Source organism: Bradyrhizobium sp. KBS0727 (assembly GCF_005937885.2).
Taxonomy (GTDB): Bacteria; Pseudomonadota; Alphaproteobacteria; order Rhizobiales; family Xanthobacteraceae; genus Bradyrhizobium.
In genome coordinates, this window is record NZ_CP042176.1 from 2300170 (window position 1) to 2325386 (window position 25217).

Below are 25217 nucleotides of genomic sequence, written 5' to 3' on the forward strand. Positions count from 1 at the left end.
GTCGCCCGGAAACGAAAAGCCCCGGAAGCCTGAAGCCGCCGGGACCCTAGGTTGAAGCCTGCTTATTCCTGTTTGGTGGCCCAGTACAGCAGCACCTGATTGTCGGCGCGCTGGGTCATCTTCACCTTTTTGGATACGCCCCACGCCAGCGCCTGCTGGTGCAGCGGGATATATGCGTAGTCCTTGGCGGCGATCTCGAAGGCTTCCTTGATCAGCAGGTCGCGCTTGACGGTGTCGGTCTCGAGCAGGACCTTGTCGGCGATGGCATCCAACTGCTTGTTGCAGTAGCCGCCGAGATTGGCTTCGCCGCGCGCCGACTTCGGATCGTCACGGCAGCCCAAGATGTCGTAAAGAACGTTTTGGGCGTCCGATGTCGCCGGCGTCCAGCCCAGCATGTAGAGCGAAGTCTGGAAGCCACCTGGCTTGAGCACCTTGGCGAAATACTGCGCCTTCGGTTGCGCCAGCAGGTTGATCTTGACGCCGATGCGAGCCAGCATGCCGACGACCGCCTGGCAGATCGCGGCGTCGTTGACGTAGCGATCGTTGGGGCAGTCCATCGTCACCTCGAAGCCGTCGGGATAGCCGGCCTCGGTCAGCAATTTCTTGGCGCCGTCGGGGTCGAACTTCGGACGGGTGAAGTCGCCGGACAGCTTGAAAAGCTGCGGGGCGATCATCAGCGCCGACGGGGTCGAAAGACCGCGCATGACGCGGGTCTTGATCAACTCGACGTCGATAGCCTTGTAGAAGGCCTCGCGCACCTTGATGTCCTTGAATGGATTCTTGCCCTTGACGCTGGAATAGAGCAGCTCGTCGCGGGTCTGATCCATGCCGATGAAGATGGTGCGCAGTTCCGGTCCCTTGAGCACCTGGGCGTTCGGCGATGAATCCACCCGGCCGATATCCTGGATCGGAACCGGCTCGATGACGTCGACTTCGCCGGACAGCAGCGCCGCGACGCGCGTGGCGTCCGAGCCGATCGGCGTGAAAATGATTTCCTTGAGGTTATGTTCCGGTTTCCGCCACCAGTTCGGGTTCACCTTGAATACGGTTTTCACGCCGGGTTGATGGCTCTCGATCATGAAGGGACCGGTGCCGTTGGCGTGGAGCGATGCATAGCTCGGCGTGGTCGCGGAGGCCGGCGTAGGTGCTACGGCGTTGTTATCCGTGCACCATTTCTTGTCCATGATGTACCAGCCGTCCCACTGCGAAATCAGAATAGGGTTCGGCGAGTCCAGCGTCACGTCGACGGTATAGTCGTCGATCTTCTTGAATTTGGCGTCGGCGGGAACGTTGGTGAGAAAGTTCGATCCGTTGCTGCGAATGCGCTCCGCCGAAAACAGCACGTCGTCAGCCGTGAAGGGATCGCCGTTGTGGAATTTGACGTCCTTGCGCAGGTGGAAACGCCAGCGGGTCGGCTCGACGATTTCCCAGCTTTCCGCCAGCGCCGGAATGATTTTGAGATCCTTGTCGCGCGTGACCAGGCCCTCATAGACGTGGCCGTGATGGGCGATCGTGGTGGTTTCCTTGAGCGTGTACGGATCGAGCGATTTGAGGTCGCCCTGGTTGGCGTAACGCAGGGTCTGGGCCGATGCCGGCACCGCCGCGAAAGCGAGGACCGAAGCCATGATCGCTGCCTTGGCCGCTGCAAACAAACTCTGACGTACCGACATGTGTTCGAATTCCCCGCTTTGATCCGTTTTTTTTCCACCAGGTTCCGGCGGATATTGCCGATCCATGTTGCCCAAGTCCAGCCGCCGCGCAAGCACGCCGATGGTTGTGGTCCGGTTTGCGCGGCGATGCGGCAATGACTAGCTTGATCTCGAGGCCGCGCGCGAGGGCATGGCATTGAACTTTCGGAGTGCCGGATGGCGGAACTGAAGGCCGACGTTTTGGTTCTGGGCGCAGGCATGGTCGGCGTTGGTGCCGCGCTGCACCTGCAGAAAAGGGGCAGGGACGTCGTCCTGATCGACCGGAACGAGCTTGCCGGCGAAGAGACCAGCTATGGCAATGGCGGACTGATCGAGTGCGCTTCGGTCTTTCCTTATATGTTCCCCCGGGATGCCGGCCAGATCCTGCGATACGCGCTGCTTCGCGCGCCTCAGGTGCGCTATCATTTCTCGGATTTGCCCGTCTTCCTGCCGTGGCTGCTGCGTTACTTCCTCGCTTCGTCCCCGGAGCGTGCGCTGCACAGCGCGATGGCCGAGCTGCCGCTGATCCAGCGCAGCCTGATCGAGCACGAGGCGCTGATCGAGGAAGCCAATGTTCCGGAGCTGTTGCGGCGGACCGGCTGGATCAAGCTGTTTCGGTCCGACGCGACGCTCGCGACGGCGGTGAGCGAGCTGGAGCGCGCCCGGCAGTATGGCGTCGCAGGCGAGGTTCTGAATGCAGCGGCAATTGCCGCGCGCGAGCCGCATTTGACCGGCGCGTTCAGCGGCGCCGTCTATTTTCCCGCACCGGGCTTCGTTCCGGACCCCGGAGGTCTCGCCAAGGCCTATGCAACCTTGTTCGGCCGCAAGGGCGGGCGATATCTGGTCGGCGATGCGCGAACCCTTGAACAATCCGGCACACGCTGGCGGCTGGCGACGCTGGAAGGCACCATCACGGCGCGCGAAGTCGTCGTGGCGATGGGGCCGTGGTCCGATCAGGTCTTCGGTCCGCTCGGCTATTCGATCCCGCTTGCCGTCAAGCGCGGCTACCATCTGCATCTCAATCCGCGCGGCAATGCTGTGCTGCATCATCCTGTGCTGGACGCCGACCTCGGTTTTCTGCTGGCGCCGATGAACCGCGGCATTCGCTTGACCACCGGCGCGGAGTTCGCCCGTCGCGATGCGTCGCCGACGCCGGTCCAGGTCGAGCGGGCCCTGCCTCGGGCGCATGCGCTGTTCCCGCTGGGTGAGCCGGTCGACGCCAAACCCTGGATGGGCGCGCGGCCCTGTCTGCCGGATATGCTGCCGGTGATCGGCAAGGCGCCCCGCCATAGCGGACTTTGGTTCAATTTCGGCCATCAGCACCACGGCCTGACGCTCGGACCCGCGACCGGCCGCCTGCTGGCCGAAATGATGACCGGGGAGAGCCCGTTTGCCGACGCCAGGCCGTTTGCCGTCGAACGCTTTGGTTGACCATATCCGACGATTGACGGGGGGCGGGGGTCAGTGTTGTCCTTGCGTGACTCGGGCTCTCGCGGCGATACTGCGGCAAGCCATCAAAAGGAGCGGTCATGAAGGTAAACGTCGAAATAGATTGCACGCCGCTCGAGGCCCGGCAGTTTATCGGCCTGCCGGACGTGCAGCCGATGCAGACGGCGGTGATGGACAAGATGCAACAGCAGATGATGGCGAACATCGAAAAGGTTTCGCCGGAATCGTTGATTCAAAGCTGGTTCACCTTCGATCCCAAGATCGCCGAACGTTTTCAGGACATGTTCGTGACCATGGCCGGCCTCGGCGGCATGGCCAAGAAGGACAAGAAATAGTGGTCGCGGCCGGTGGCGGCGAAACTGCAGGAGAGCACCGGCTTCGTCCGCCAGGCCTGTTCCTGATGCTGGCCGAGGCGCGGAGCCTATTCGAGTTCAATTCGAGCTTGCTGTTATCACCGCTGCTGTTGCGCGCCCCGAAGGGTGACGGGCATCCGGTGCTGGCGCTGCCGGGCTTTCTCGCCAGCGACCTGTCGATGGCGCCGATGCGGCGCTATCTGAAGGAGCTCGGCTATGACACCTACGCCTGGAACATGGGCCGCAACCTTGGGGGCGTCGCCTCCAAGCGCGGCGCGCTGCGTGACCTGTTGCAGCGAATTCATGAAACTGCGGGCCGCAAGGTCAGCGTCGTTGGCTGGAGTCTCGGCGGCGTCTACGCGCGTGATCTGGCGCTGCAGATGCCGGACATGGTCCGCTCCGTGATCACGCTGGGCAGCCCGTTTACCAGCGACATCAGGGCGACCAACGCTACGCGGCTCTATGAGGCGCTGTCGGGCGAGGGGATCGACGACAATCCGGAGATCCAGAAGGCCATTGCCGGCGACCTGCCGGTCCCGACCACCTCGATCTATTCCCGCACCGACGGCATCGTGAACTGGCATACCTGCCACTTGAACCCATCGAGCAGCGCCGAAAATATCGAGGTGTATCTGGCAAGCCACGTCGGGCTTGGCGTCAATCCGGCCGCGCTGTGGGCCGTGGCGGATCGCCTGGCGCAAGCCGAGGGCGAATTTAAGCAATTTGACCGATCCGGGCCATTTGCCATTGCATATGCGCCCTCGGAAAATGCACAATCCTGACTAGCGCCCTGAGATCAGGGACTGTCTGAACGCCCAGAAGCGCCACCAAAGGCGCCGCGTTTTTGTAGCCGGAGGAAAACATGGCGGACGCCAGGAAACTGTCATCGATGGACGCGTCGTTTCTGTATCTGGAAACGCCGGAGATGCCGATGCATGTCGGAAGCATGGCGATCTTCCGCCTGCCCGAGAACTACAACGGCAACTTCTTCGAGGAATTCAAGGCGATGATCGCCTCGCGGCTGCACATCGCGCCGATCCTGAAGAGCCGGCTGGAAAAGACGCCGCTCGACATCGATCATCCGTCCTGGGTCGAGGACGACCAGTTCGACATCGATCGCCATATTTTCCGCGGCAGCCTGCCGGCGCCGTATGACCGCGCGACGCTGGAGCGCATCGTCGGCTGGATGCATGCCAAGCTGCTCAACCGTGCCCGTCCGCTCTGGGAGTTCTATGTCTTCGAGGGCATGAAGGACAACGAGATCGGGCTCTATTCCAAGATGCACCACGCCTGTATCGACGGCGGCGCCGGTGCGGCGCTGACCAACATGATCTATGACGTCACGCCGGTGCCGCGCGAGGTCGAGAAGCCGATACCGCAGGCCAAGGGCGGCAATGAGGCGCGCGACATCGCCGCCAACCTGATCGACTCCTACCAGCAGCTTTGGCGACAGCCGTTCGAGGGTTCGTCGGCGCCCAAGAGCATCGACCTGCCGCGCTCGGGAAAAAGCGACCTCGGCTCGATCCTGTTCGACAACGCCATGTTCCAGATCGAGAGCGCGGTGAAATTCGCCGGCAGCATCCCGACGATGCTGAAAAGCGTGTCCGATGTGGTCGGCAAGATCTCCGATCCGAAATCGCGCGACAGCATCGCCAGCATGGCCTCGCCCTCGACGATCCTGAACAAGACGATCTCATCGGAACGCAGCTTTGCCGGCACCTCGATCTCGCTGTCGCGCGCCAAAGCGCTGGCCAAGCAGTCCGGCGGCAAGCTGAACGACGTCGTGCTGGCGCTGTCTTCCGGCGTGGTCCGGCGCTATCTGCTCGAGCGCGGCGCCCTGCCGGCCAAGTCGATGACCGCGGCGGTGCCGATCTCGCTGCGCGAGGAGGGCAACACCGACTCCAACAACCAGGTGTTCGGCATGATCTGCTCGATCGCCACCAACATCGAGAATCCCAAGGAACGGCTGGAGGCGATCATCGCGCAATCCACCAAGTCCAAGGAGATGTCGCACCCGCTACGGGCCCTGATGCCGCAGGTGTCGAACATATCGATGCTGGGTGCGCCGATCCTGGTCCAGATTCTGGCGCTGCTCTACAGCCGCTCCAATCTCTCCGACGTGCTGCCGCCGGCCGCCAACATTACGGTGTCCAACGTGCCGGGGCCGCGGCAGACGCTATATGCGGCCGGCGCGGAATTGCTGCACATCTTCCCGGTGTCGATATCGACCCACGGGCTCGCGCTCAACATCACCGTGCAGAGCTACCGCGATCAGCTCGATTTCGGCTTCATCGCCGGCGCCAACATTATTCCCCATGTCCAGATTTTGTGCGACATGCTTCCGCTCGAATTTGAAGCGCTGGAGGCGGCGTTCGCGCCGCCGCCCAACATCACCAGCGCGGCTGAATAGGGTTTGATGATGATTGAAATGCCGCCACTGCTGTTCGCCCAGGTGAACGGGATTCGCATGGGCTATTACGAGGCGGGACCGAAGACCGACAAGCCGCCGGTCGTGCTGTGTCATGGCTGGCCGGAAATGGCGTTTTCCTGGCGCCACCAGATCAAGGCATTGAGCGAGGCCGGCATTCGCGTGATTGCGCCGGATCAGCGCGGCTATGGCGCGACCGACCGGCCCGAGCCGGTCGAGGCCTACGACATGGAGCACCTGACCGGCGATCTCGTCGGCCTGCTCGATCATCTCAAGATCGACAAGGCGATCTTCGTCGGCCACGACTGGGGTGGCTTCATCGTCTGGCAGATGCCGCTACGGCACATCGACCGCGTCGCGGGCGTCGTCGGTGTCAATACACCGCATCTCGATCGCCCGCCGATGGATCCGATCGCTTTGTTCCGCAAGCGGTTCGGCGACAGTATGTATATCGTGCAGTTCCAGGATCCCGCCCGGGAGCCCGATCGGATCTTCGGCAGCCGGGTCGAGCAGACATTTGATGCCTTCATGCGCAAGCCGGCCGCGCGCCCGCCAGGCGCGCCGGAGGAAACGCCGATTGCCGGCGTCGGCGCTTCGGCGCGGCTCAACCTGGCGTTTCCGCAAATGATTGCGAACTACGACGCCAAGCATGATCCGCGGACGCCGATCCTGTCGGCGGAAGAGAAGAAGGTTTTCGTCGACACCTTCACCCGAACCGGCTTCACCGGCGGCATCAACTGGTACCGCAATTTTACCCGTAACTGGGAGCGGTCGGCCGGGCTCGACCAAACCGTCAGTGTGCCGTCGCTGATGATCATGGCCGAGAACGACGCGGTTCTGCCGCCGTCAGCCGCCGACGGCATGGAGCGGCTCGTTCCCGACCTGGAGAAATACCTGGTGCGGGACAGCGGCCATTGGACGCAGCAGGAAAAGCCGGAAGAGGTCAGCGCCAAGCTGATCGAATGGCGTAGAAAGCGGTTTGGGTGAGGAATTAGCTACCTGTCTCTCACGCGGTCATTCCGGGGCGATGCAAAGCATCGAACCCGGAATCTCGAGATTCCGGGTCTGGTCCTTCGGACCATCCCGGAATGACGGACTTACCGCAATGACGGGGCGAGTTTAGCACTACGGCAGGAGACAACTTCGCAATGGCTTCCCCGAACAAGCTCGATCCGATCCCGCATCCGCCGACCAAGCCGGTGGTTGGCAACATGCTGTCGCTGGACGCGACCGCGCCCATTCAGCACATGATGCGGTTGGCAAAGGAACTCGGGCCGATCTACTGGCTCGACATGATGGGTGCGCCACTCGTCGTTGTTTCGGGCGCCGATTTGGTCGATGAGATCAGCGATGAGAAACGCTTCGACAAATCCGTGCGCGGCTCCCTGCGCCGTGTTCGCGCGGTCGGCGGCGACGGCCTGTTTACGGCCCATACCAACGAACCGAACTGGAGCAAGGCCCACAACATTCTGATGACGCCGTTCGGTAACCGCGCGATGCAGTCCTATCATCCGAGCATGCTCGATATTGCCGAGCAGCTCGTCAAGAAATGGGAGCGGATGAACGCCGACGATGAAATCGACGTCGTTCACGACACGACCGCGCTGGCGCTCGATACTGTTGGATTGTGCGGGTTCGATTATCGGTTCAATTCATTCTATCGCGAAGACTATCATCCGTTCGTGGCGTCACTGGTGCGCTCGCTCGAGACCATCATGTTGACCCGCGGTCTTCCGCTCGAAGGGTTGTGGCTGCGTAACCGAAATCGCGACCTTGCCGGCGACGTCGCGTTCATGAATACGATGGTGGACGAGATCGTCGCTGAGCGCCGCAAGAACGCGGTAGGAGCCGATGACAAGAAGGACATGCTCGGCGCCATGATGACCGGCGTCGACCGCGCCACCGGCGAACAGCTCGACGACGTCAACATCCGCTACCAGATCAATACCTTCCTGATCGCCGGCCACGAGACCACCAGTGGAATGTTGTCCTGCGCGATCTATGCGTTGCTCAAACACCCCGAGGTGCTCAAGAAAGCCTACGAAGAAGTCGACCGGGTGCTTGGAGGCGACCTCAACGTCAAGCCGACTTATCAGCAGGTCACGCAGCTCACCTACATTACGCAGATCCTGAAGGAAGCCCTGCGGCTGTGGCCGCCCGCGCCGGCTTATGGCGTGGCGCCGATCAAGGATGAGGTCATCGGCGGAAAATACAAACTCAAGAAGGGTACGTTCGTCCTGGTTCATGTGCTGGCGTTGCACCGTGACCCCAGCGTGTGGGGACCGCATCCCGATGCCTTTGACCCGGAGAATTTCAGCCGGGAGGCGGAGGCGGCGCGCCCGGTCAATGCCTGGAAGCCGTTTGGCAACGGTCAGCGCGCCTGCATCGGCCGTGGCTTTGCGATGCACGAGTCCGCGCTCGCGCTCGGCATGATCCTGCAGCGCTTCAAGCTCATCGATCACCAGCGTTATCAGATGCACCTGAAAGAGACGCTGACGATCAAGCCCGAGGGTTTCAAGATCAAGGTGCGTCCGCGCAACGACAAGGAGCGGGGCGCGTTCGCCGGTCGCGCCGCCGTCGCGGCTGCGGCCTCGAATGCCGCGGCACCGCAAGCCCGCACGCGCCCGGGCCACAATACGCCGCTATTGGTGCTCTATGGCTCCAACCTCGGCACCGCGGAGGAGCTCGCGACGCGCGTCGCCGATCTCGCCGAGGTCAACGGTTTTGCCACCACGCTGGCGCCGCTCGACGAATATGCCGGCAAATTGCCGGAGCAGGGCGGCATGCTGATCTTCTGCGCCTCCTACAATGGCGCCCCCCCCGATAACGCCACCCAGTTCGTCAAATGGCTGGGGAGCGACTTGCCGAAGGATGCGTTCGGCAAGGTGCGCTACGCCGTGTTCGGCTGCGGCAACAGCGATTGGGCTGCGACGTACCAGTCGGTGCCGCGCCTGATCGACGAGCAACTGGCGGCGCGTGGCGGGCGCAGCGTCTATGGCCGCGGCGAGGGCGATGCCCGCAGCGATCTCGACGGCCAGTTCGAGAAATGGTTCGCGGCGCTCGGCCCGGCGGCGGCAAAGGAATTCGGCCTGGCGTCGAACATCACCCGCAGCGCCGACGATGCGCCGTTGTACGCGATCGAGCCGGTGGCGCCGTCGGCGGTCAACACCATCGTGGCCGCGGGCGGCGTTTCGCCGATGAAGGTGCAGCTCAATTCGGAATTGCAGAACAAGGCCGGCGCGCAACCTTCCGACCGCTCGACCCGGCATATCGAGGTGCAGTTGCCGGCCGGCGTCGCCTACCGCGTCGGCGACCATCTCAGCGTGGTGCCGCGCAACGATCCGGCGCTGGTCGACCAGGTCGCGCGCCGTTTCGGCTTTTTGCCGGCCGACCAGATCCGCCTGCAGGTCGCCGAAGGCCGCCGCGCGCAATTGCCGGTCGGCGACGCCGTATCGGTCGGGCGTCTGTTGACCGAGTTCGTCGAGTTGCAGCAGGTCGCGACCCGCAAGCAGATCCAGATCATGTCGGAGCACACGCGCTGCCCGATGACCAAGCCCAAACTTCTGGCCTATCTCGGTGACGACGAGGCATCCGCCGAGCGCTACCGCAGCGAGGTTTTGGGAAAACGCAAATCGGTGTTTGATCTGCTGGAGGAACATCCGGCCTGTGAACTGCCGTTCCACGCCTATCTCGAAATGCTGTCGCTGCTGGCGCCGCGTTATTATTCGATCTCGTCCTCGCCGTCGGGCGATGGCTCGCGCTGCAGCGTCACGGTCGGCGTCGTCGAGGCGCCCGCCAGTTCCGGTCGCGGCGTGTACAAGGGAGTCTGCTCCAACTATCTCGCCGGCCGCAGGGTCGGCGACACCGTCCACGCCACCATTCGCGAAACCAAGGCAGGCTTCCGCCTGCCGGATGACGCGGCCGTGCCCGTGATCATGATCGGCCCCGGCACCGGTCTGGCGCCGTTCCGCGGCTTCCTGCAGGAGCGAGCGCACCGCAAGGCGCAGGGCGCCAGTCTGGGCCCCGCGATGCTGTTCTTCGGCTGCCGGAATCCCGAACAGGATTTTCTCTATGCCGATGAGCTGAAGGGTTTTGCGGCCAGTGGGATCACCGAACTGCACACCGCGTTCTCGCGCGCCGATGGTCCCAAGACCTATGTGCAACACCAGGTCGCGGCGCAGAAAGACCGCGTCTGGAGCCTGATCGAGCAGGGCGCGATCATCTATGTCTGCGGCGACGGCGGCAAGATGGAGCCGGACGTCAAGGCAGCCCTGGTCGCGATCTATCGCGAACGCACCGGTGCTAACGCCGAAGCCGGCGCGCGCTGGATCGACGAGCTCGGGACCAAGAACCGCTACGTGCTCGACGTCTGGGCGGGCGGGTAGGCCTCCACTGTCGTCCTCCGCGAAAGCGGGGGACCCAGTACGCCATGCCATAGTTATTTTGCGCGGGAGTTGGCGGCCTTGCTTAACAATTGCCGCCGCGGAGTATGGGTCCCGGCTCGTTGGCCGGGACGACGGGGGTCATGCTAATACCCCTCCCATGATTCCATGGGAAAAACTCGACACCACACGCATTCCCGGTACTGACGGGGAACTGCGCCTGATGCGGCGCGGGACCGAGTTCTCGATCATGCTCGGCACCAATGAGCTGATGAACAGCCGCCTGTCGGGTTCCGAAGCGGCGCTGGCGACGCTTGCAGCGAAGAAAATCGAATCGGTCAAAAACCCGCATCTGCTGATCGGCGGATTGGGCATGGGCTTTACGCTGCGGGCTGCGCTCGGCGTGCTCGGCACCAAGGCGCGGATCGTGGTGGCGGAACTGGTGCCTGCCGTCGTCGCCTGGGCGCGGGGGCCGATGGCGGTGATTTTTGGCGACAGCCTGAACGATCCGCGTGTCAGCATTCGCGAGATGGATGTCACCGAAATCATCCGGTCGAGCCGCGGGACATTCGATGCGATCCTGCTCGACGTCGACAACGGGCCGGAAGGCCTGACGCGTCAGGCCAATGACGGGCTCTACGATTCCAGCGGATTGAGAGCGACGCACATGGCGCTACGGACGGGCGGCGTGCTGGCGGTCTGGTCTTCGGGACCGAACCCGGCATTCGCAAAACGGCTTCGCGGCGCAGGTTTCGACGTCAACGAAGTGAACGTGCGCGCCACCGGTAGAGGCGGCGGAGCGCGTCATATCATCTGGATCGCGGTGAAGGCGTAGACCAGCCGTCAGGCCGCCTTCTTTGCTGCCGCATGGGCGTGCTCGGCGATCGCGCCGATGATTTGCGGCCACATCGGAATCGGCAGCGCGTGGCCCATGCCTTCGATCATCAGGAGTTTTGCGCCGGGAATCGAGGCTGCGGTATCCTTGCCGCCTTCGGGACGCACCAGCGGATCGACCGTGCCGTGAATGACCAGCGTCGGCGCCGTCACCGAATGCAGCCGCTCCTTGCGGCTGCCGGAGGCGAGCACCGCCCGCAACTGGCGCCCGACGCCGGCCGGGTTGAGGCCGCGCTCAAAGGTGCGGGCGGCGCGCGCGGGATCCAGCGCTTCGTCTTCGGGGAACGAGCCGACGCGCAGCACTTTCCAGGTTTTGGCGAAGCGTTGGAAATATTCCTCCTTGGTGGCCGGCGGCGGCGCCATCAGCATGGCGGCGGCTTCCCGCGTCGGCGGCGGGATCTTCGGGTTACCCGTCGTCGACATGATCGAGGTCAGCGAGCGTACCCGCTGCGGAAACGAGATCGCGACTTCCTGGGCGATCATGCCGCCCATCGATGCGCCGACCAGATGCGCCGACTTGATGCCGAGTGCGTCCATCAGGCCGACCGTGTCTTTGGCCATGTCGATCAGCCGGTAGGGCGCGGCGACCGGGATTTTAAGGAACTTCAGCTTGAGCAGTTCGAGCGGGCTCAGGCGTTTGCCGCCGGAAAGCCTTGAGGACTTGCCGATGTCGCGGTTGTCGAAACGGATGACGCGAAACCCGCGCGCGGCCAGCCGGCGGCAGAACTCATCGTCCCAATGGATCATCTGGGCGCCGAGCCCCATGATCAGCAGCAACGGTTCCGCGGCGGGGTCGCCGAAAATCTCGTAGCAAAGGTCGATGCCGTTGGCGTGTGCGATCTGCGGCGGTTGGTGGGCGAGCGCGTTCACGTGCGTTGATCCCTTGGGTGGTACCGTGATGGGTGACCTGTATGACACGGTTTCCCGCACTGCAGAAGGCTTTGTGGTGTCGGCGGCGGTATTGGAGGAGCATGATCTCCGGGCAAACGCTTCGCGTTTGTCCCGAGGGAAATCGGTACCCACTTCCGGATCATGCGCCCTGTTGACCGGCTCGCTGCAACGGTGTGGTATGGCCGGCAATATCCGAGGCGTGGCAAAGCGCTCGTAATCACATGGAGGGCGCAGATGGCCGACAAGGGCAACGATCCTGCCGTGATCTGGCAGACCATGATCGGGGAGATGGAGAAGGGGTTCAACTCCTTCGCCAATCAGGCGATGGCGTCGCCTGAGTTTTCCAAAGTGATGAATCAGGTCGGCGGCGTCTCGGCGGGTGCGCAGAAACAACTCGGCGAACTGATGGAGAAATATCTCCTCGCCATGAACCTGCCGAGCCGGGCCCAGATGGTCGGCATGGCCGAACGCATCCAGTCGATCGAAGGCCAGCTCAACGAGATCAAGGCGCTGCTGCAGCAGGTGCACCATAATTCGCTGGCGCCCGAAGGCGGCTACGGCACGCCACGGCCGCCGCGCACCAAACGTCCACCGTCGGAGGGAGAGCAAAAATGAACGCTCCCGCAGGCCTCGATCTCGCTGACATCCCGGAGCGGATCCAGTCCGAGGTGCAACGCGCGATCCAGCGCAGCATCAAGGGTATCGAATATATTTCCTCGTCGGGCCCATCGCTCGGCTCGACGCCAAAGGACATATTGGCCGTTCGCGGCACCATGAACCTCTATCACTACCGCCCGATGGCGGACGAAATCTACCGCGTGCCGATCCTGATCGTGATGGCGACGACCAATCGCGGCTACATTCTCGACCTGGTGCCCGGCCAGAGCTTCGTCGAATTTCTCCTGAAGCGCGGCTACGACGTCTATATGCTGGACTGGACCGCGCCGAAGCCCGAGGAAAAACGCCTGGGGATGGAGGACTACGTTCTCGATTTCATTCCGGACTGCATCCGCCGCGTGCAGCAGGATTCCGGCGAGCAGGATGTCAGCGTAATCGGCTATTGCTTCGGCGGCGTGCTGTCGCTGCTCTACGGCTCGATCTTCCACGACGGGCCGATGAAGAACCTGATCTGCTTCACCACGCCGATCGATTTCCGCGAGATGAAGCTGTTCTCGAATTTCTCTGACCGGCGCTATTTCGACGTCGACAAGCTGGTGGACAGCGTTGGCAACGTGCCGGGCGACATGATCATGACGTCGTTCGACATGCTGCGGCCGGCGTCGCGCGTCGCAGGCCAGGTGCATTTGTGGGAGAACATCTGGAACGACGAATACGTCAAAGGTTACCGGATGATGGATCGCTGGGGCTCGGACACCTTGCCGTTGGCCGGCGAGTACTTCCGCACCATTACCAAGGACCTGATGTGGGACAACAAGCTCTATAACGACACCATGTCGGTCGGCGGGCGCGCGGCCGACATTTCAAAGATCAAGGTGCCGATCCTGCATGCGGTTGCCGAGCACGATCACATCGTGCCTTATGATGCGGCCAAACATCTGATCGCCAAGGTCGGCTCGTCCGACAAGGAAGAGGTGATGCTGAAGGGCGGTCACGTCAGCCTGGTCGCCGGCGCCAACGCCATCAAGCGGCTGTGGCCGAAACTGGATAAGTGGTTAGGTAAGAGATCGACATGAGTGAAACACGTTCCTATCCGCGCCACGTCAAGACCGACGGTGGCGACATCGAATTCCGCCTGATGTCGCGCAGCGACGAACCCGCGGTGCTGGCCTTCGCGCAGAAGCTGCCGACACATGATCTGCTGTTCCTGCCGCGCAACATCAGCCAGCCGAAAGTGCTGTCGGCCTGGATCAACGAGATCGAGCGTGGCGCCATCACCAGCCTGCTGGCGCTGAAGGCCGGTACGGTGGTCGGTTGCGGCACGCTGGTCTGCGATCCGCACTCCTGGTCGCCCCATGTCGGTGGACTCCGGATGGTGGTGTCGAAGGACGTCCGCGGGCAGGGCGTCGGCCGCGCGCTGTCGCAGGAGACCTTTGCGCTGGCGCTCGGCTCGGGCCTGGAAAAGCTCACCGTTCAGATGACGGTCGACCAGCAGGCGGCGATCGCGCTGTTCGAGAGCCTCGGCTTCAAGGCCGAGGCCCTGCTGCGGGACCACGTCCGCGATGTCGACGGCAAGAAGCACGATATCGTCGTCCTCGGGCACAATGTGGCGCACGTCCGGGCACAGATGGAAGCCTATGGGTTGCCGGGAGCGGTCCAGCACTAACGATCTCATGTCGAGGAAACAGCGCTTCTTCGGCGCGACGCAGCCGCGCCCGAATCCAAAATCGCGAAAACAACCCCATGCAAAGTAGCCCATAGCGTTTTCGAGCGAAGTGGGCCCCCGGTTCGCGTCAAGAAAACGCGTCAAAACAAGAAGCCCGGCCGGCCTCAGTATTAGCCTAAAGTCGAACTTTCGCCGGTTCGCGAGGCAGATCGCCCAACAATCAGCCTGATCACGTATTCGTGATATCGCGATGCAACATTGATGTTGCGGCGCACCATTAACCGTGGCACAAGGATCTCGCCCCGGGCCAAACCGGACGGGGTGAGCCCATAGCTCAAACCTGAGGATGGAGAAACCCCATGACCACCGAAACCAATTCCGTGCTGAACACCGTCAAGGAAGCCTTCGCGCCCGTCACCGAGGCGTTCACCAAGCTCCAGAACCTGGAAGTTCCGGAAGCTGCCCGTGAGTTCGTGAAGAAGCAGGCCGAGACCGCCAAGGTTCGCGCCGCCGACTTCCATGCCGGTTCCGAGAAGGTGACCGCCGCGATCGAAACCGCCGCTGCCGGTTCGGTCTCCGAAGTCGCCAAGATCAGCCGCAACATCCAGCAGGCGCTCTATCAGGACGCGGAAGCGTTCTTCGCCGGCATCGACAAGCTCGCTTCGGCCAAGTCGCTGAGCGAAGCCGCCCAGATCCAGTCGGACCTGGTCCGTGCACGTGGCGAAGTTCTCGTCTCGCGCGCCAAGGCCTCGACCGAGTATCTCGGCAAGCTCGTCGCCGACGGTGCCAAGACCGCGCAGGACAACTTCTCCAAGGTCTACACCAAGACCGCCTGATCGCGATCAGCCTGACAACTGCCGTTTTGGAAGGCCCGCTTAGGCGGGCCTTCTTTTTGTCCGGGCGTCTCCATAGATCAAATCAGATCCTCATGGTGAGGAGGCGCCCTTGCGCCGTCTCGAACCATGAGGCCACGATGGGGCCTACAATCCTTCGAGACGCCGCTTCGCGGCTCCTCAGGATGAGGAGCAGCCGAAAGCCGTCATGACCGTTCCCGCCACCTTCGTCATCGATGCCCCCGGCGATGCCGCACGCGCCGCCGAGTTGCGGCGCGTGAAGCTGCTGGCGACGCTGGTGCTGGCGGCGACGTTTGCGCTGTTCCTGGCGGCGAAGGCGCTCGTGCCTGTTCATCCCGCGTTCGGCTTCGTCGCGGCCTTCTGTGAAGCCGCCACCATCGGCGGCCTCGCCGACTGGTATGCTGTCGTGGCCTTGTTTCGCAGGCCTTTGGGGCTGCCGATCCCGCACACCGCGATCATCCAGGGCAACCAGCACCGCATCGCCGACAAGCTCGGCGAATTCATCGAGCAGCATTTTCTCGAGGCCGCCCCGGTCGACGCCAAGCTGCGCCAGATCGATTTCGGCTCGTTCATCGCCGACTGGCTGCGCGACCACAAGCGAAGCGAGGATCTGGCGCGTTTCGCATTGAAGCTGTTGCCGGAAGCGGTCGCCGCCACGGAAAATTCCGGCCTGATGACGTTCGTCAGCCGCCGCATCACCTCGCAACTGATGTCGATCGACCTCGCGCCGCTCGCCGCCGGAACGCTGCGCGCGTTCGTGAAGGAAGGCCGGCATCAGGGCCTGCTCGACGATATCCTGCGCGCGGTGCACGCGGCGCTGACCCAGGCCGAGACCATGGCCATGATCCGCGAAAAGATTCGCGATGAGTTGCCGACGCTGTTGAAACTCTATCGCGCCGACCGGTTCCTGGTGAACAAGATCGTGGCGTCGGCAACCGCCTTCTTCGAGGAAGTCCGCCGTGATCCCGCGCATCCGTTCCGTGGTGAGTTCGATCGCATGGTGCTGACATTCGTCGATCGCCTCGGCACCGATCCGGCCTACGCCGATCGCATCGACGGGCTGAAGCGCGACCTGCTGGCGCGGCCGGAACTGACCGATCTCGCGCGCCACATCTGGGCCAACGCGCGCTCGTTCTTCGAGCGCAGCGCCTCGGGCGAGAGCCAGGTGTTGCAGCAGCATCTGGTGCGCATGTTCATGGAGGCCGGCGAGGCGCTGGCCGGCGACGCCGAAATGCGCGCCGAGATCAACCAGGGTCTCGTCGCGGTACTGCGAACGGTGGTCGCCGAGCAGAAGAGCGGCGTCTCCACCTTCATCTCCGATCAGGTCAAGTCCTGGGACATGGGGCAATTGATCTCGCTGATCGAAATCAACATCGGGCGCGACCTGCAATACATCCGCTTCAACGGCTCGCTGATCGGTGGGCTTGCAGGACTGGCGCTGTACACGCTCGAATACCTGCTTCGGCTGCTGTGACTAATTCATCACGTCAACGGTTTTAGTTGTCCGTGGAGTGATGTGGCCCGCTTGTAAGAACAAAATCTGTTCCTTAGCTTTTCACGACACAATGTTGCGTTGCGGAACGATTCTATCAGATTTGCGTCTTCCTGATGAACCATTGGCGGCTGCCGCGACGTAAGGGGCCGACCTGAGAGGAGATACGATGTCCGTTGCTGCGCAAGCGCTTTCCCCGCCATCCAGAACCCTGATGTTTCTGGAGGGGCGAGCCATTTCCGAACTAGGTGCGTTTCTCGGCGCGTTGCCGCTGCTGAGCCTCGCCCCGCGAGGCGACGGCCATCCCGTATTGGTGTTGCCCGGACTGGTGGCGTCCGACGCCTCGACGCGTCCGCTGCGCAGCTTCCTGAAGAACCGTGGCTATGCCGTGAGTGGCTGGCGCCAGGGCCGCAATCTCGGACTGCGCCATGGCGTGCAGAACGCGATGGTCGATCTCGTGCAGGAATTGAACGACACCCATGGCCGCAAGGTCTCGCTGGTCGGCTGGAGCCTCGGTGGTCTCTACGCCCGCCAGCTCGCCAAGATGATGCCGGACCGCGTGCGTTCGGTGATCACGCTCGGCAGCCCGTTTGCCTCCGGCCCGAAGGCCACCAACGCCTGGCGCGTCTATGAGATGGCAAGTGGCCGCCGCGCGGACGAAGAGGACGCGCGGTTCGGCGGATCGCTGGCGGACGTGCCGCCGGTGCCGACCACCGCGATCTTCAGCCGCACCGACGGCGTCTGCGCTTGGCAAGGCTGCATGGAAAAAACGTCCGCGACCTCCGAAAGCATCGAGATCGAAAGCAGCCATTGCGGCATGGGTCATCATCCGGCCGCGGTCTATGCGGTGGCCGATCGGCTGGCGCAGGCGGAAGGCCAATGGTCGCCGTTCGACCGCTCCGGCTGGCGCAGCCTGGTGTATCCGAATCCGCATCGCTGATCACTTCACCTCGCCCCGCATGCGATCCGGGTGAGGGGACTCTCGGCGTACTCATATCTGTCGAATTTGAAGCGGCTCACCCCGCAAGAGCGGGGTGATCGCCTGTGAAGTCCAAGGTGCGGCGACATCGGTGCTCTGCTCCCTCTCCCGCTTGCGGGGGAGGGCTGGGGTGGGGGTGCCTCCGCATCGGCAGTCCCTGCGTTGAGAGAGCCCCCACCCGCCGCGCTCTTCGAGCGCGTCGGCCTCCCCCGCAAGCGGGAGAGGCGAAGCGCGGCCATTGTCGCCAATCCGAAAAACGCGGTATGCGTTGACGCATGGCGCAGCCGCTTGCCCGCATTGTCGAACAGTTGAAGCGCGAACCGTCGCGCACCGGCTCCATTGTCATCACCGTGTTCGGCGACGCCATCGTGCCGCGCGGCGGTTCGGTCTGGCTCGGCACGCTGCTGGAGTTTTTTAGGCAAATCGACATCGACGCCAGCGTGGTGCGCACCGCGATGTCGCGGCTGACCGCCCACGGTTGGTTCGAGCGCCATAAGGTTGGCCGCAACAGTTTTTATCGCCTGGTACAGAGCGGGCGGCAGACCTTCGATATCGCGACCAAGCATATCTATGGTCCGCCGGCGTCCGACTGGACCGGGCGGTTCGAACTGCTGCTGATCGGCAATGGCGGGGACCGCGATGCGTCGCGCGAGGCGCTGAAGAACGCGGGCTTCGGCAGTCCGTTGCCGGGCGTCTGGGTCGCGCCGTCGGGCGTGCCGGTGCCTGAGGAAGCCGCTGGCGCGATTCGTCTCGAAGTCTCCGCCGAGGACGACTCTGGCCGGCGTTTGCTCAGCGAAAGTTGGCCGCTCGAGCGCACCGCCGACGCCTATCAGAAGTTCATGAAAACCTTCCAGCCGTTGCACGGCTGGATCGGCCGCGGCGAGCGGCTGGCGGATGCCGACGCCTTCACCGCGCGGATCCTGCTGATCCACCATTACCGCCGGGTCGTGCTGCGCGACCCGCTGTTGCCGACCGCACTGCTGCCGGCGGATTGGCCGGGCAGGGCCGCCCGGACGCTGTGCGGCGAGATCTATCGCGCGCTGCTTCCTGCGTCCGAACAATGGCTTGACCGGCATGCCAGCAGCGAAAATGGACCGCTGCCGAAGGCGGGGGCGGAACTGGCAAGGCGGTTCGGCTAGCTAGGTGTGAATTCATAAGCGCATAGCGGGTCCGAGATGGGCCGGATAGCGGACATGCCTAGCTGTCGGGCCGAGGTCTCAGATTGACCCAGAACGGAAGTCGCACTTTCAATCAGCCACCGCTATTCTACAGCAAGATAGAGGTAAGTTGGTAACTCGAAGCCGCGCGGGTATAGTGATCGATTGAAGCCGGCTCATCGAGCGCAGGTTATTCACATAACCGAACATGCTCGCGAGCGGCACCATCGCGGTGTTGACGGTGGCATTGCCGCGCATGTCCTGGCCCCGGTAGGCCGCTCGGCGCGCTGAACGGACTGGATTTTTTTGTCGAGTGAGCCGAAAGCACACGCCCTACTCCCGAAGAATTTCACTAAATGCTCTAAGTCCAGATGTTCCCTTGCCGAGCGAGATAATCGCACGATGACCATCTTTATAAATGATAGGAAGGTTGATCCAAGCTCGCTCCTTGAGCAACTTGAGATTTTGTTGCTGGTAGTTCTCATCACACAAGAGCGCGAAACTCGCTGGACCTGATTGAGTCGACCGCACCACAACTGGAGCGCCTTTGGTCTCTTCACCAATCTTCATAAGAACCCCAGGTACGCTCACGATCTGACCCCGCGCGGATTGCGCTGTGTCGAAGGTGACTTCGATTTTGCAACTCGCCTGTCGGTTTTCGCCCAAGCTCTCGCTAACAATGAGCGTTATGTTGAGCTGGCCAAGAAAATGAATATCGCCTCGCAATGCGCGGGGCCCGTGTGCACCTTGCGCCGACAATGGTTCCATCCGCCAGGCAACTGAACCCTCAAAGCGTCTGCCGTGCCCATCCGCCAAATCCTCTTCATACAAAACAGCTCGCTCGCTTGTGTCATCACTTGGCGCATCAGCCCCGCTGGGCTTTGTGGAGCTCAACATTTGGTTGTTTGGTGCACAACGGACTGAATAAGAAAACAGTCTTGCTTCATCCCCAACATCGGCGACGCTGAGATCCTTGGAAGAGTCGCGCTCGGTCAAAGCTATCTGGTTCCTCTTTAGAAAAGTCCGCAGCACGTTCAGACTGACTGCAAAATTCACTAACTGAGCGGCATCCCCCTGGCTTGGAAATTTTTCTGGATTTATTCTTTTAGCTACAACTCCAATTACGTTCCCGCTGCTGTCCAGTAACGATCCGCCACTGCTGCCTGGCTGAATTGGTGTTGAGACCTGGAAGTAAGTTGGATTGTCAGAAACTCCCGCGAGAGACGATACATATCCGACTGTCAAGTTGCCGTCGTGCGAAAGCGCATTAGGTAATGGAAATCCGAACGTGATAGCGGTGTCACCCACCCGAACCTCGGGTCGCTTTCGCAAGAAGGCAAAATGCGTGCTTTTATTGCTCAGATGCACAAGCGCGAGATCATCGTTGTCATCGCGCACGACAACGTTGCCCTGGAATTCGGTGGCTCCGAGACGAGCACTTACGGCAGTGCAGCCAGCCACGACATGCGCGTTGGTAACGAGATCGCCATCTTTCGTCACGGCAAAAGCCGTGCCGTACGAGTTGGGCGGCGCACTTTGCGCTTCTACGCCCGAGCTGACCAAAGTAGCGGCGATGCCAATCGCCGGAGCGATTCTCCGAATTCCGACAATCATCTAGTAACTCCATCGCCCCGCCGAGATCGTCCTCGAAGGAAATAAACGATCTCAGGTTTTGCCGCTCGGCGCTGAGGCATCATCAAGTGCGCGAGTTAAGACTTCGTCACGCGTTTAGGTCGAACTGCCCGTCTAGCTTGGGTGTTTTCTTCCCCCGGGGCACCGACTCGGCGATATCGATTTGGCCCGACACTTCCGCCTTTGGCACTTTTGAGACATGCCGACCTGCGGTGACCAAGTCTGCTTTCGAGGGAAGACCGGAAGTCGCGCGCGGCAAGCCAAACCGACGCGATTGACCCGGAGCGGACCTCCGCAAGGGGGCTGAGTTGGGTGGTTTGTGAGTGGAACCAGCGCTAGAGTGTGCGTGAACAGGTCTAAAGGGAGATGACAGTGAATTTCTCACGCGACGAACTCGTTGCTCGGTTGGTCAAGGCGGGTGAACTCGAAGTCATCGGTGGGGATCAGTCAGAGACCGATAGCTACTTTGACACACAGCATTTCCGGTTTCACGGGCCTGGCGGCTTCGAGACGGACTACAGCGGGCTCACCAACTACTTCAAATCAGTGCGTGCAGCGTTTGATGATCGCTCAATCCGTCGCGGCATCATCCTCGTCGAAGGCAACTACGTAGCCTGCCAAACGTGGATTGAGGGAAGGTTTGTCCGTGACTTCACACATTCACCGGCCGGACCTCTACCACCGAACGGCGAACGGGTAGTTTGGGATCTGTCAAACATCTTCCGGTTTGACGATGAAGGTCGTCTCGCCGAAGAATGGGTGCGGACTGATTACCGCAGCTTCCTTCGCCAGCTTGGAGCGGAAGGCCGGTAGGTCCACCGGTGACGTGTAATATGTTACAGAAATATATTGCATATCGAAATTTATGTTATATATTGATCTCCAACAAAGACAGGCAGGAATACTGAGGAGGTCGGCATGTACACGCAGGCGCTCAATTCGTCCGACGGTGATGACCGCAACGTCGAGGACGCGACCAGGGCCGCGCCGTTTCAGGCGCGCATCGACGCCGACGAACGCATCGAACCCAACGACTGGATGCCGGCGGCCTACCGCAAGACGCTGACGCGCCAGATCTCGCAGCACGCCCATTCCGAAATCGTCGGCATGCTTCCCGAAGGCAACTGGATCACCCGCGCGCCGTCGCTGCGCCGCAAGGCCGCACTGCTGGCCAAGGTGCAGGACGAATGCGGCCACGGCCTCTATCTCTATGCCGCGGCCGAGACGCTCGGCACCTCGCGCGAAGAGCTGGTCGACCTGATGTTGGCCGGGAAGGCGAAGTATTCCTCGATCTTCAATTATCCGACGCTGACCTGGGCCGACATCGGCGCCATCGGCTGGCTGGTCGATGGCGCGGCCATCATGAACCAGATTCCGCTGTGCCGCTGTTCCTACGGCCCCTATGCGCGCGCGATGATCCGCGTCTGCAAGGAAGAGTCCTTTCACCAGCGCCAGGGTTTTGAGATCATGCTGACGCTGTGCCGCGGCAGCGAAGATCAGAAGGCGATGGCCCAGAACGCGCTCGATCGCTGGTGGTGGCCGGTGCTGATGATGTTCGGTCCGCCTGATAAGGCAAGCCAGCACAGCGACACCTCGACCAAGTGGAAGATCAAGCGCTTCTCCAACGACGAGCTGCGGCAGAAATTCGTCGACGCCACCGTGCCGCAGGCCCAGTTCCTCGGGCTTTCGATTCCCGATCCCGGCATGAAACAAAACGAAGCCGGCAACTGGGAATACAGCGCGATCGACTGGAGCGAGTTCAATGCCGTGCTGGCCGGCAATGGCCCCTGCAACCGCGACCGGCTGGAAGCGCGGCGCAAGGCGCACGAGGAAGGGGCCTGGGTACGTGAGGCCGCGCTGGCCTATGCCGAGAAACGTCGGCAGCGGTCAGTCTTGCAGGCCGCCGAATAGGGAGCAGAGTAAGGAGATCATCATGACCACGCCGAATATTCCGCTCTGGGAAGTCTTCATCCGCAGCCGCAACGGGCTGGCGCACAAGCATGTCGGCTCGCTGCACGCCACCGACGCTACGTTGGCGGTGCAGGCCGCGCGGGACATCTATACCCGCCGCGGCGAGGGGCTCTCGATCTGGGTGGTGCCGTCGAGCGCCATCACCGCGTCCGATCCGTCCGAGAAGGGCATGATGTTCGAGCCGGCGGAATCCAAGATCTACCGGCACCCGACCTTTTACGACGTGCCTGACGAAGTCGGGCATATGTGAGCAAGACCCTCATGGTGAGGAGGCGCGAAGCGCCGTCTCGAACCATGAGGCCCGCAGCCCATCCTTCGAGACGCGCGTTCCGCGCTCCTCAGGATGAGGATGAGCAAGTGGATAGCGATATGGCAACCGCATCGATCAAAGTCTCCGAAACCCCGCTGGTGCTGTACACGCTACGCCGCGCCGACGATGCCTTGATCCTGGGGCATCGTCTGTCGGAATGGTGCGGCCATGCGCCGATGCTGGAAGAGGACATGGCGCTTGCCAATATGGGCCTCGACCTGCTCGGCCAGGCCCGCGAACTCTACAGCTACGCTGCCAGGGTCGAGGGCAAAGGCAACGACGAGGACAAGTTCGCCTATCTGCGCGACGTCAGGCAATACCGTAACCTCTTGCTGCTGGAACAGCCGAACGGCGATTTCGCCCGCACCATGGTGCGGCAGTTCTTCTACTCGGTGTTCGCCGATCTCTATTGGCGCGCGATGATGAAATCCGCCGATCCGACGCTGGCGGCGATCGCGGCGAAGTCGGAAAAGGAAAGCGCCTATCATGTCCGGCATTGCTCGGAATGGATCGTCCGTCTCGGCGACGGCACCGAGGAAAGCCATCGCCGGGCGCAGACCGCCATCGACGATCTCTGGGCCTTTACCGGCGAGATGTTTGCCGTCGATGACAGCGAACGCGGCCTGATCGACGCCGGTATCGCGATTGATCCCGCGGGCTTGCGCGCTCAATGGTTGAAGACGGTCTCCAATGTCGTCAGCGAAGCAACCTTGGCGTTGCCGAAGAACGACTGGATGCAGCAGGGCGGTCGCAGCGGCCATCATAGCGAGCACCTCGGGCATCTCCTGAGCGAATTGCAATCGCTGCAGCGGACATTTCCGGGGGCGACATGGTAGCCGTGCTCGCCAGCGACAGCGACCTGCGCCGTCGCGCCTGGGATGCGGCTGCGCAGGTGGTCGATCCCGAAATCCCCGTGCTCACCATCGCCGATCTCGGCGTGCTGCGTGACGTTCAGGTCCGCGACGGCCGGATCGAGGTCGCGATCACGCCGACCTATTCCGGCTGCCCCGCGATGAACATGATCGCGCTCGAAATCGAGCTGGCGCTGGAGCGGGCCGGCTTCGCGCGGCCGACCGTCCGCACCGTGCTGTCGCCGGCCTGGACCACGGACTGGATGAGCGAAGACGGCCGCAACAGGCTTCGGGAATACGGCATCGCGCCGCCGCAGGCGTCCTCGTCGCGCCGTGCGCTGTTCGGCGAACAACAGGTGGCCTGTCCGCAATGCGGCTCGCAGAACACCGAGGTGCTGTCCGAATTCGGCTCGACCTCCTGCAAGGCGCTGTGGCGCTGCACGGACTGCCGCGAACCCTTCGATTATTTCAAGTGTCACTGACCATGTCCCACGCACCCCGCTTTCACCGTCTCGCCGTTAGCGATCTGCGCCGCGAATCCGCGGACGCAGTATCGATGACGTTTACGATTCCGCCGGATCTGGCTGACGACTACAGGTTCGCGCCGGGGCAATACCTCACGCTGCGCACTACCATGGACGGCGAGGAAGTCCGTCGCTCCTATTCGATCTGCTCGGGCCCCGACGACGGCGAACTCCGGATTGCCGTGAAGAAAGTCGATGGCGGCGCGTTTTCGAACTGGGCTGCGGATGAACTGAAGGCCGGCGACCAGCTCGATGTGATGACGCCGACCGGCCGCTTCGGCATCGCCCATGCGCCGGACCAGGCGCGGGTCTACGTCGGCTTTGCCGCGGGAAGCGGCATCACGCCGATCCTCTCGATCGCCAGAGGGGTGCTGGCGCGCGAGCCGGACAGCCGCTTCTTTTTATTTTACGGCAACCGCTCCACCGGCAGCATGCTGTTCCGCGAAGCGCTGGAAGAATTGAAGGACCGCTTCATGCAGCGGTTCTCGGTCTTCCACGTCATCTCGGGCGAGGAGCAGGACATCCCGATCCTGCATGGCCGGCTCGACGGTGAAAAGGTGAGGGTGTTGCTGCGCTCGCTGGTGCCGGCCGCAAGTGTCGATCACGTCTTCATCTGCGGCCCCACCGGCATGAGCGAGGACATCGAGACGACCTGCCGCGAGATCGGCATTGCCGAAGACCGCATTCATGTCGAGCGTTTCGTCTCGGAGTTCGGCGGCAAGCCGCGCGCCAGGAAAGTCATCGAAGCCTCCGCGCCGCCCAAGGCGATGGCCGCGCTGACCATCGACGGCAAGCGCCGCGAGGTGCCCGTCGCCGAGGACGAGTCCATCCTCGACGCTGCCTTGCGCGCCGGCATGGATCTGCCGTTCGCCTGCAAGGGCGGCATGTGCTCGACCTGCCGCGCCAAGCTGGTCGAGGGCGAGGCGCAGATGGAAGTGAATTATTCGCTCGAGCCGTGGGAGCTGAAGGCGGGCTTCATCCTGACCTGCCAGGCGCGGCCGGTGTCGGACAAGGTCGTGGTGGATTACGACCACGTGTGAAACTCTCGTCATTCCGGGATGGTCCGCAGGACCAGACC

General features: G+C 62.5%; 23 protein-coding genes. 20 read left to right on the top strand and 3 right to left on the bottom strand.

Translation table 11 applies throughout. The features are described 5' to 3' along the window. Nucleotides 1-62: 62 nt before the first annotated feature. A complete protein-coding gene (locus FFI89_RS10490) occupies nt 63-1670 on the bottom strand; it encodes an ABC transporter substrate-binding protein (RefSeq protein ID WP_138835354.1) in 1608 nt (535 codons plus the stop codon). A gap of 195 nt (nt 1671-1865) precedes the next feature. Between FFI89_RS10490 and FFI89_RS10495 the strand changes: the two genes are divergently transcribed. The 7 genes from FFI89_RS10495 (at nt 1866) to FFI89_RS10525 (ending at nt 11135) form a co-directional block, all read left to right on the top strand. Then, nucleotides 1866-3119, top strand: a complete 1254-nt coding sequence (locus FFI89_RS10495; RefSeq protein ID WP_138835356.1) for an FAD-binding oxidoreductase — start codon at nt 1866-1868, stop codon at nt 3117-3119. 98 nt (nt 3120-3217) lie between these two features. After that, nucleotides 3218-3472 carry a DUF6489 family protein gene (locus tag FFI89_RS10500; RefSeq protein ID WP_092515979.1) on the top strand — a complete coding sequence of 85 codons (255 nt, stop codon included), beginning with the start codon at nt 3218-3220 and terminating at the stop codon, nt 3470-3472. Nucleotides 3473-3537: 65 nt separating this feature from the next. Then, nucleotides 3538-4272 carry a triacylglycerol lipase gene (locus FFI89_RS10505; RefSeq protein ID WP_246669493.1) on the top strand — a complete coding sequence of 245 codons (735 nt, stop codon included), beginning with the start codon at nt 3538-3540 and terminating at the stop codon, nt 4270-4272. An 80-nt stretch (nt 4273-4352) separates the two neighbouring features. Next, on the top strand, nt 4353-5900 hold the full coding sequence (locus tag FFI89_RS10510; protein ID WP_138835360.1) for a wax ester/triacylglycerol synthase family O-acyltransferase: 1548 nt from the start codon (nt 4353-4355) through the stop codon (nt 5898-5900). Nucleotides 5901-5909: 9 nt separating this feature from the next. Beyond that, entirely contained in the window at nt 5910-6905 is a 996-nt protein-coding gene (locus FFI89_RS10515; protein WP_138836266.1) for an alpha/beta fold hydrolase, read from the top strand. Nucleotides 6906-7066: 161 nt separating this feature from the next. After that, nucleotides 7067-10303 carry a bifunctional cytochrome P450/NADPH--P450 reductase gene (locus FFI89_RS10520; protein WP_138835362.1) on the top strand — a complete coding sequence of 1079 codons (3237 nt, stop codon included), beginning with the start codon at nt 7067-7069 and terminating at the stop codon, nt 10301-10303. 157 nt (nt 10304-10460) lie between these two features. Continuing rightward, nucleotides 10461-11135, top strand: coding sequence for a spermidine synthase (locus FFI89_RS10525; RefSeq protein ID WP_138835364.1), 675 nt, complete (start codon nt 10461-10463; stop codon nt 11133-11135). A gap of 8 nt (nt 11136-11143) precedes the next feature. Here the strand turns inward: FFI89_RS10525 and FFI89_RS10530 are convergent, their stop codons facing one another. Continuing rightward, nucleotides 11144-12064 (bottom strand): alpha/beta fold hydrolase, encoded by a 921-nt coding sequence (locus tag FFI89_RS10530; RefSeq protein ID WP_138835366.1) that lies wholly within the window; start codon nt 12062-12064, stop codon nt 11144-11146. A gap of 255 nt (nt 12065-12319) precedes the next feature. Here FFI89_RS10530 and FFI89_RS10535 point away from each other — a divergent pair, with 255 nt between their 5' ends. From FFI89_RS10535 to paaX, 7 genes are all read left to right on the top strand, one after another. Next, nucleotides 12320-12700: a hypothetical protein gene (locus FFI89_RS10535; RefSeq protein ID WP_138835369.1), complete on the top strand. Its 381-nt coding sequence runs from the start codon at nt 12320-12322 to the stop codon at nt 12698-12700. Beyond that, nucleotides 12697-13779 (top strand): alpha/beta hydrolase, encoded by a 1083-nt coding sequence (locus FFI89_RS10540; protein ID WP_138835370.1) that lies wholly within the window; start codon nt 12697-12699, stop codon nt 13777-13779. Before FFI89_RS10535 ends, FFI89_RS10540 begins: the two co-directional genes overlap by 4 nt. Continuing rightward, a complete protein-coding gene (locus FFI89_RS10545) occupies nt 13776-14369 on the top strand; it encodes a GNAT family N-acetyltransferase (RefSeq protein ID WP_138835373.1) in 594 nt (197 codons plus the stop codon). The genes FFI89_RS10540 and FFI89_RS10545 overlap by 4 nt, the downstream gene beginning before the upstream one ends. A 359-nt stretch (nt 14370-14728) precedes the next feature. Further along, complete coding sequence (locus FFI89_RS10550; protein ID WP_138835375.1) at nt 14729-15205, top strand: phasin; 477 nt, start codon at nt 14729-14731, stop codon at nt 15203-15205. 205 nt (nt 15206-15410) lie between these two features. Next, nucleotides 15411-16697 carry a DUF445 domain-containing protein gene (locus FFI89_RS10555; protein WP_138835377.1) on the top strand — a complete coding sequence of 429 codons (1287 nt, stop codon included), beginning with the start codon at nt 15411-15413 and terminating at the stop codon, nt 16695-16697. A 187-nt stretch (nt 16698-16884) separates the two neighbouring features. Next, a complete protein-coding gene (locus FFI89_RS10560; RefSeq protein ID WP_138835379.1) occupies nt 16885-17655 on the top strand; it encodes a triacylglycerol lipase in 771 nt (256 codons plus the stop codon). 314 nt (nt 17656-17969) lie between these two features. After that, nucleotides 17970-18833, top strand: a complete 864-nt coding sequence (gene paaX, locus FFI89_RS10565) for a phenylacetic acid degradation operon negative regulatory protein PaaX (protein ID WP_138835381.1) — start codon at nt 17970-17972, stop codon at nt 18831-18833. A 351-nt stretch (nt 18834-19184) separates the two neighbouring features. Here the strand turns inward: paaX and FFI89_RS10575 are convergent, their stop codons facing one another. Further along, a complete protein-coding gene (locus tag FFI89_RS10575; RefSeq protein WP_138835383.1) occupies nt 19185-20465 on the bottom strand; it encodes a S1C family serine protease in 1281 nt (426 codons plus the stop codon). Between the two features lie 390 nt (nt 20466-20855). On the opposite strand from FFI89_RS10575, the gene FFI89_RS10580 reads away from it, so the two are divergent. From FFI89_RS10580 to paaE, 6 genes are all read left to right on the top strand, one after another. Further along, nucleotides 20856-21296: an ester cyclase gene (locus FFI89_RS10580; RefSeq protein ID WP_210249102.1), complete on the top strand. Its 441-nt coding sequence runs from the start codon at nt 20856-20858 to the stop codon at nt 21294-21296. A gap of 105 nt (nt 21297-21401) precedes the next feature. Continuing rightward, on the top strand, nt 21402-22394 hold the full coding sequence (gene paaA, locus FFI89_RS10585) for a 1,2-phenylacetyl-CoA epoxidase subunit PaaA (protein ID WP_138835387.1): 993 nt from the start codon (nt 21402-21404) through the stop codon (nt 22392-22394). Nucleotides 22395-22416: 22 nt separating this feature from the next. After that, the gene (paaB, locus tag FFI89_RS10590) at nt 22417-22704 is read left to right on the top strand and encodes a 1,2-phenylacetyl-CoA epoxidase subunit PaaB (RefSeq protein ID WP_138835389.1); all 288 of its coding nucleotides are present in this window, start codon (nt 22417-22419) and stop codon (nt 22702-22704) included. 119 nt (nt 22705-22823) lie between these two features. After that, nucleotides 22824-23600: a 1,2-phenylacetyl-CoA epoxidase subunit PaaC gene (paaC, locus tag FFI89_RS10595; protein ID WP_138835391.1), complete on the top strand. Its 777-nt coding sequence runs from the start codon at nt 22824-22826 to the stop codon at nt 23598-23600. Continuing rightward, on the top strand, nt 23594-24097 hold the full coding sequence (paaD, locus tag FFI89_RS10600) for a 1,2-phenylacetyl-CoA epoxidase subunit PaaD (RefSeq protein ID WP_138835393.1): 504 nt from the start codon (nt 23594-23596) through the stop codon (nt 24095-24097). The genes paaC and paaD overlap by 7 nt, the downstream gene beginning before the upstream one ends. 2 nt (nt 24098-24099) lie before the next feature. Further along, complete coding sequence (gene paaE / locus FFI89_RS10605; RefSeq protein ID WP_138835395.1) at nt 24100-25179, top strand: 1,2-phenylacetyl-CoA epoxidase subunit PaaE; 1080 nt, start codon at nt 24100-24102, stop codon at nt 25177-25179. Nucleotides 25180-25217 lie beyond the last annotated feature (38 nt).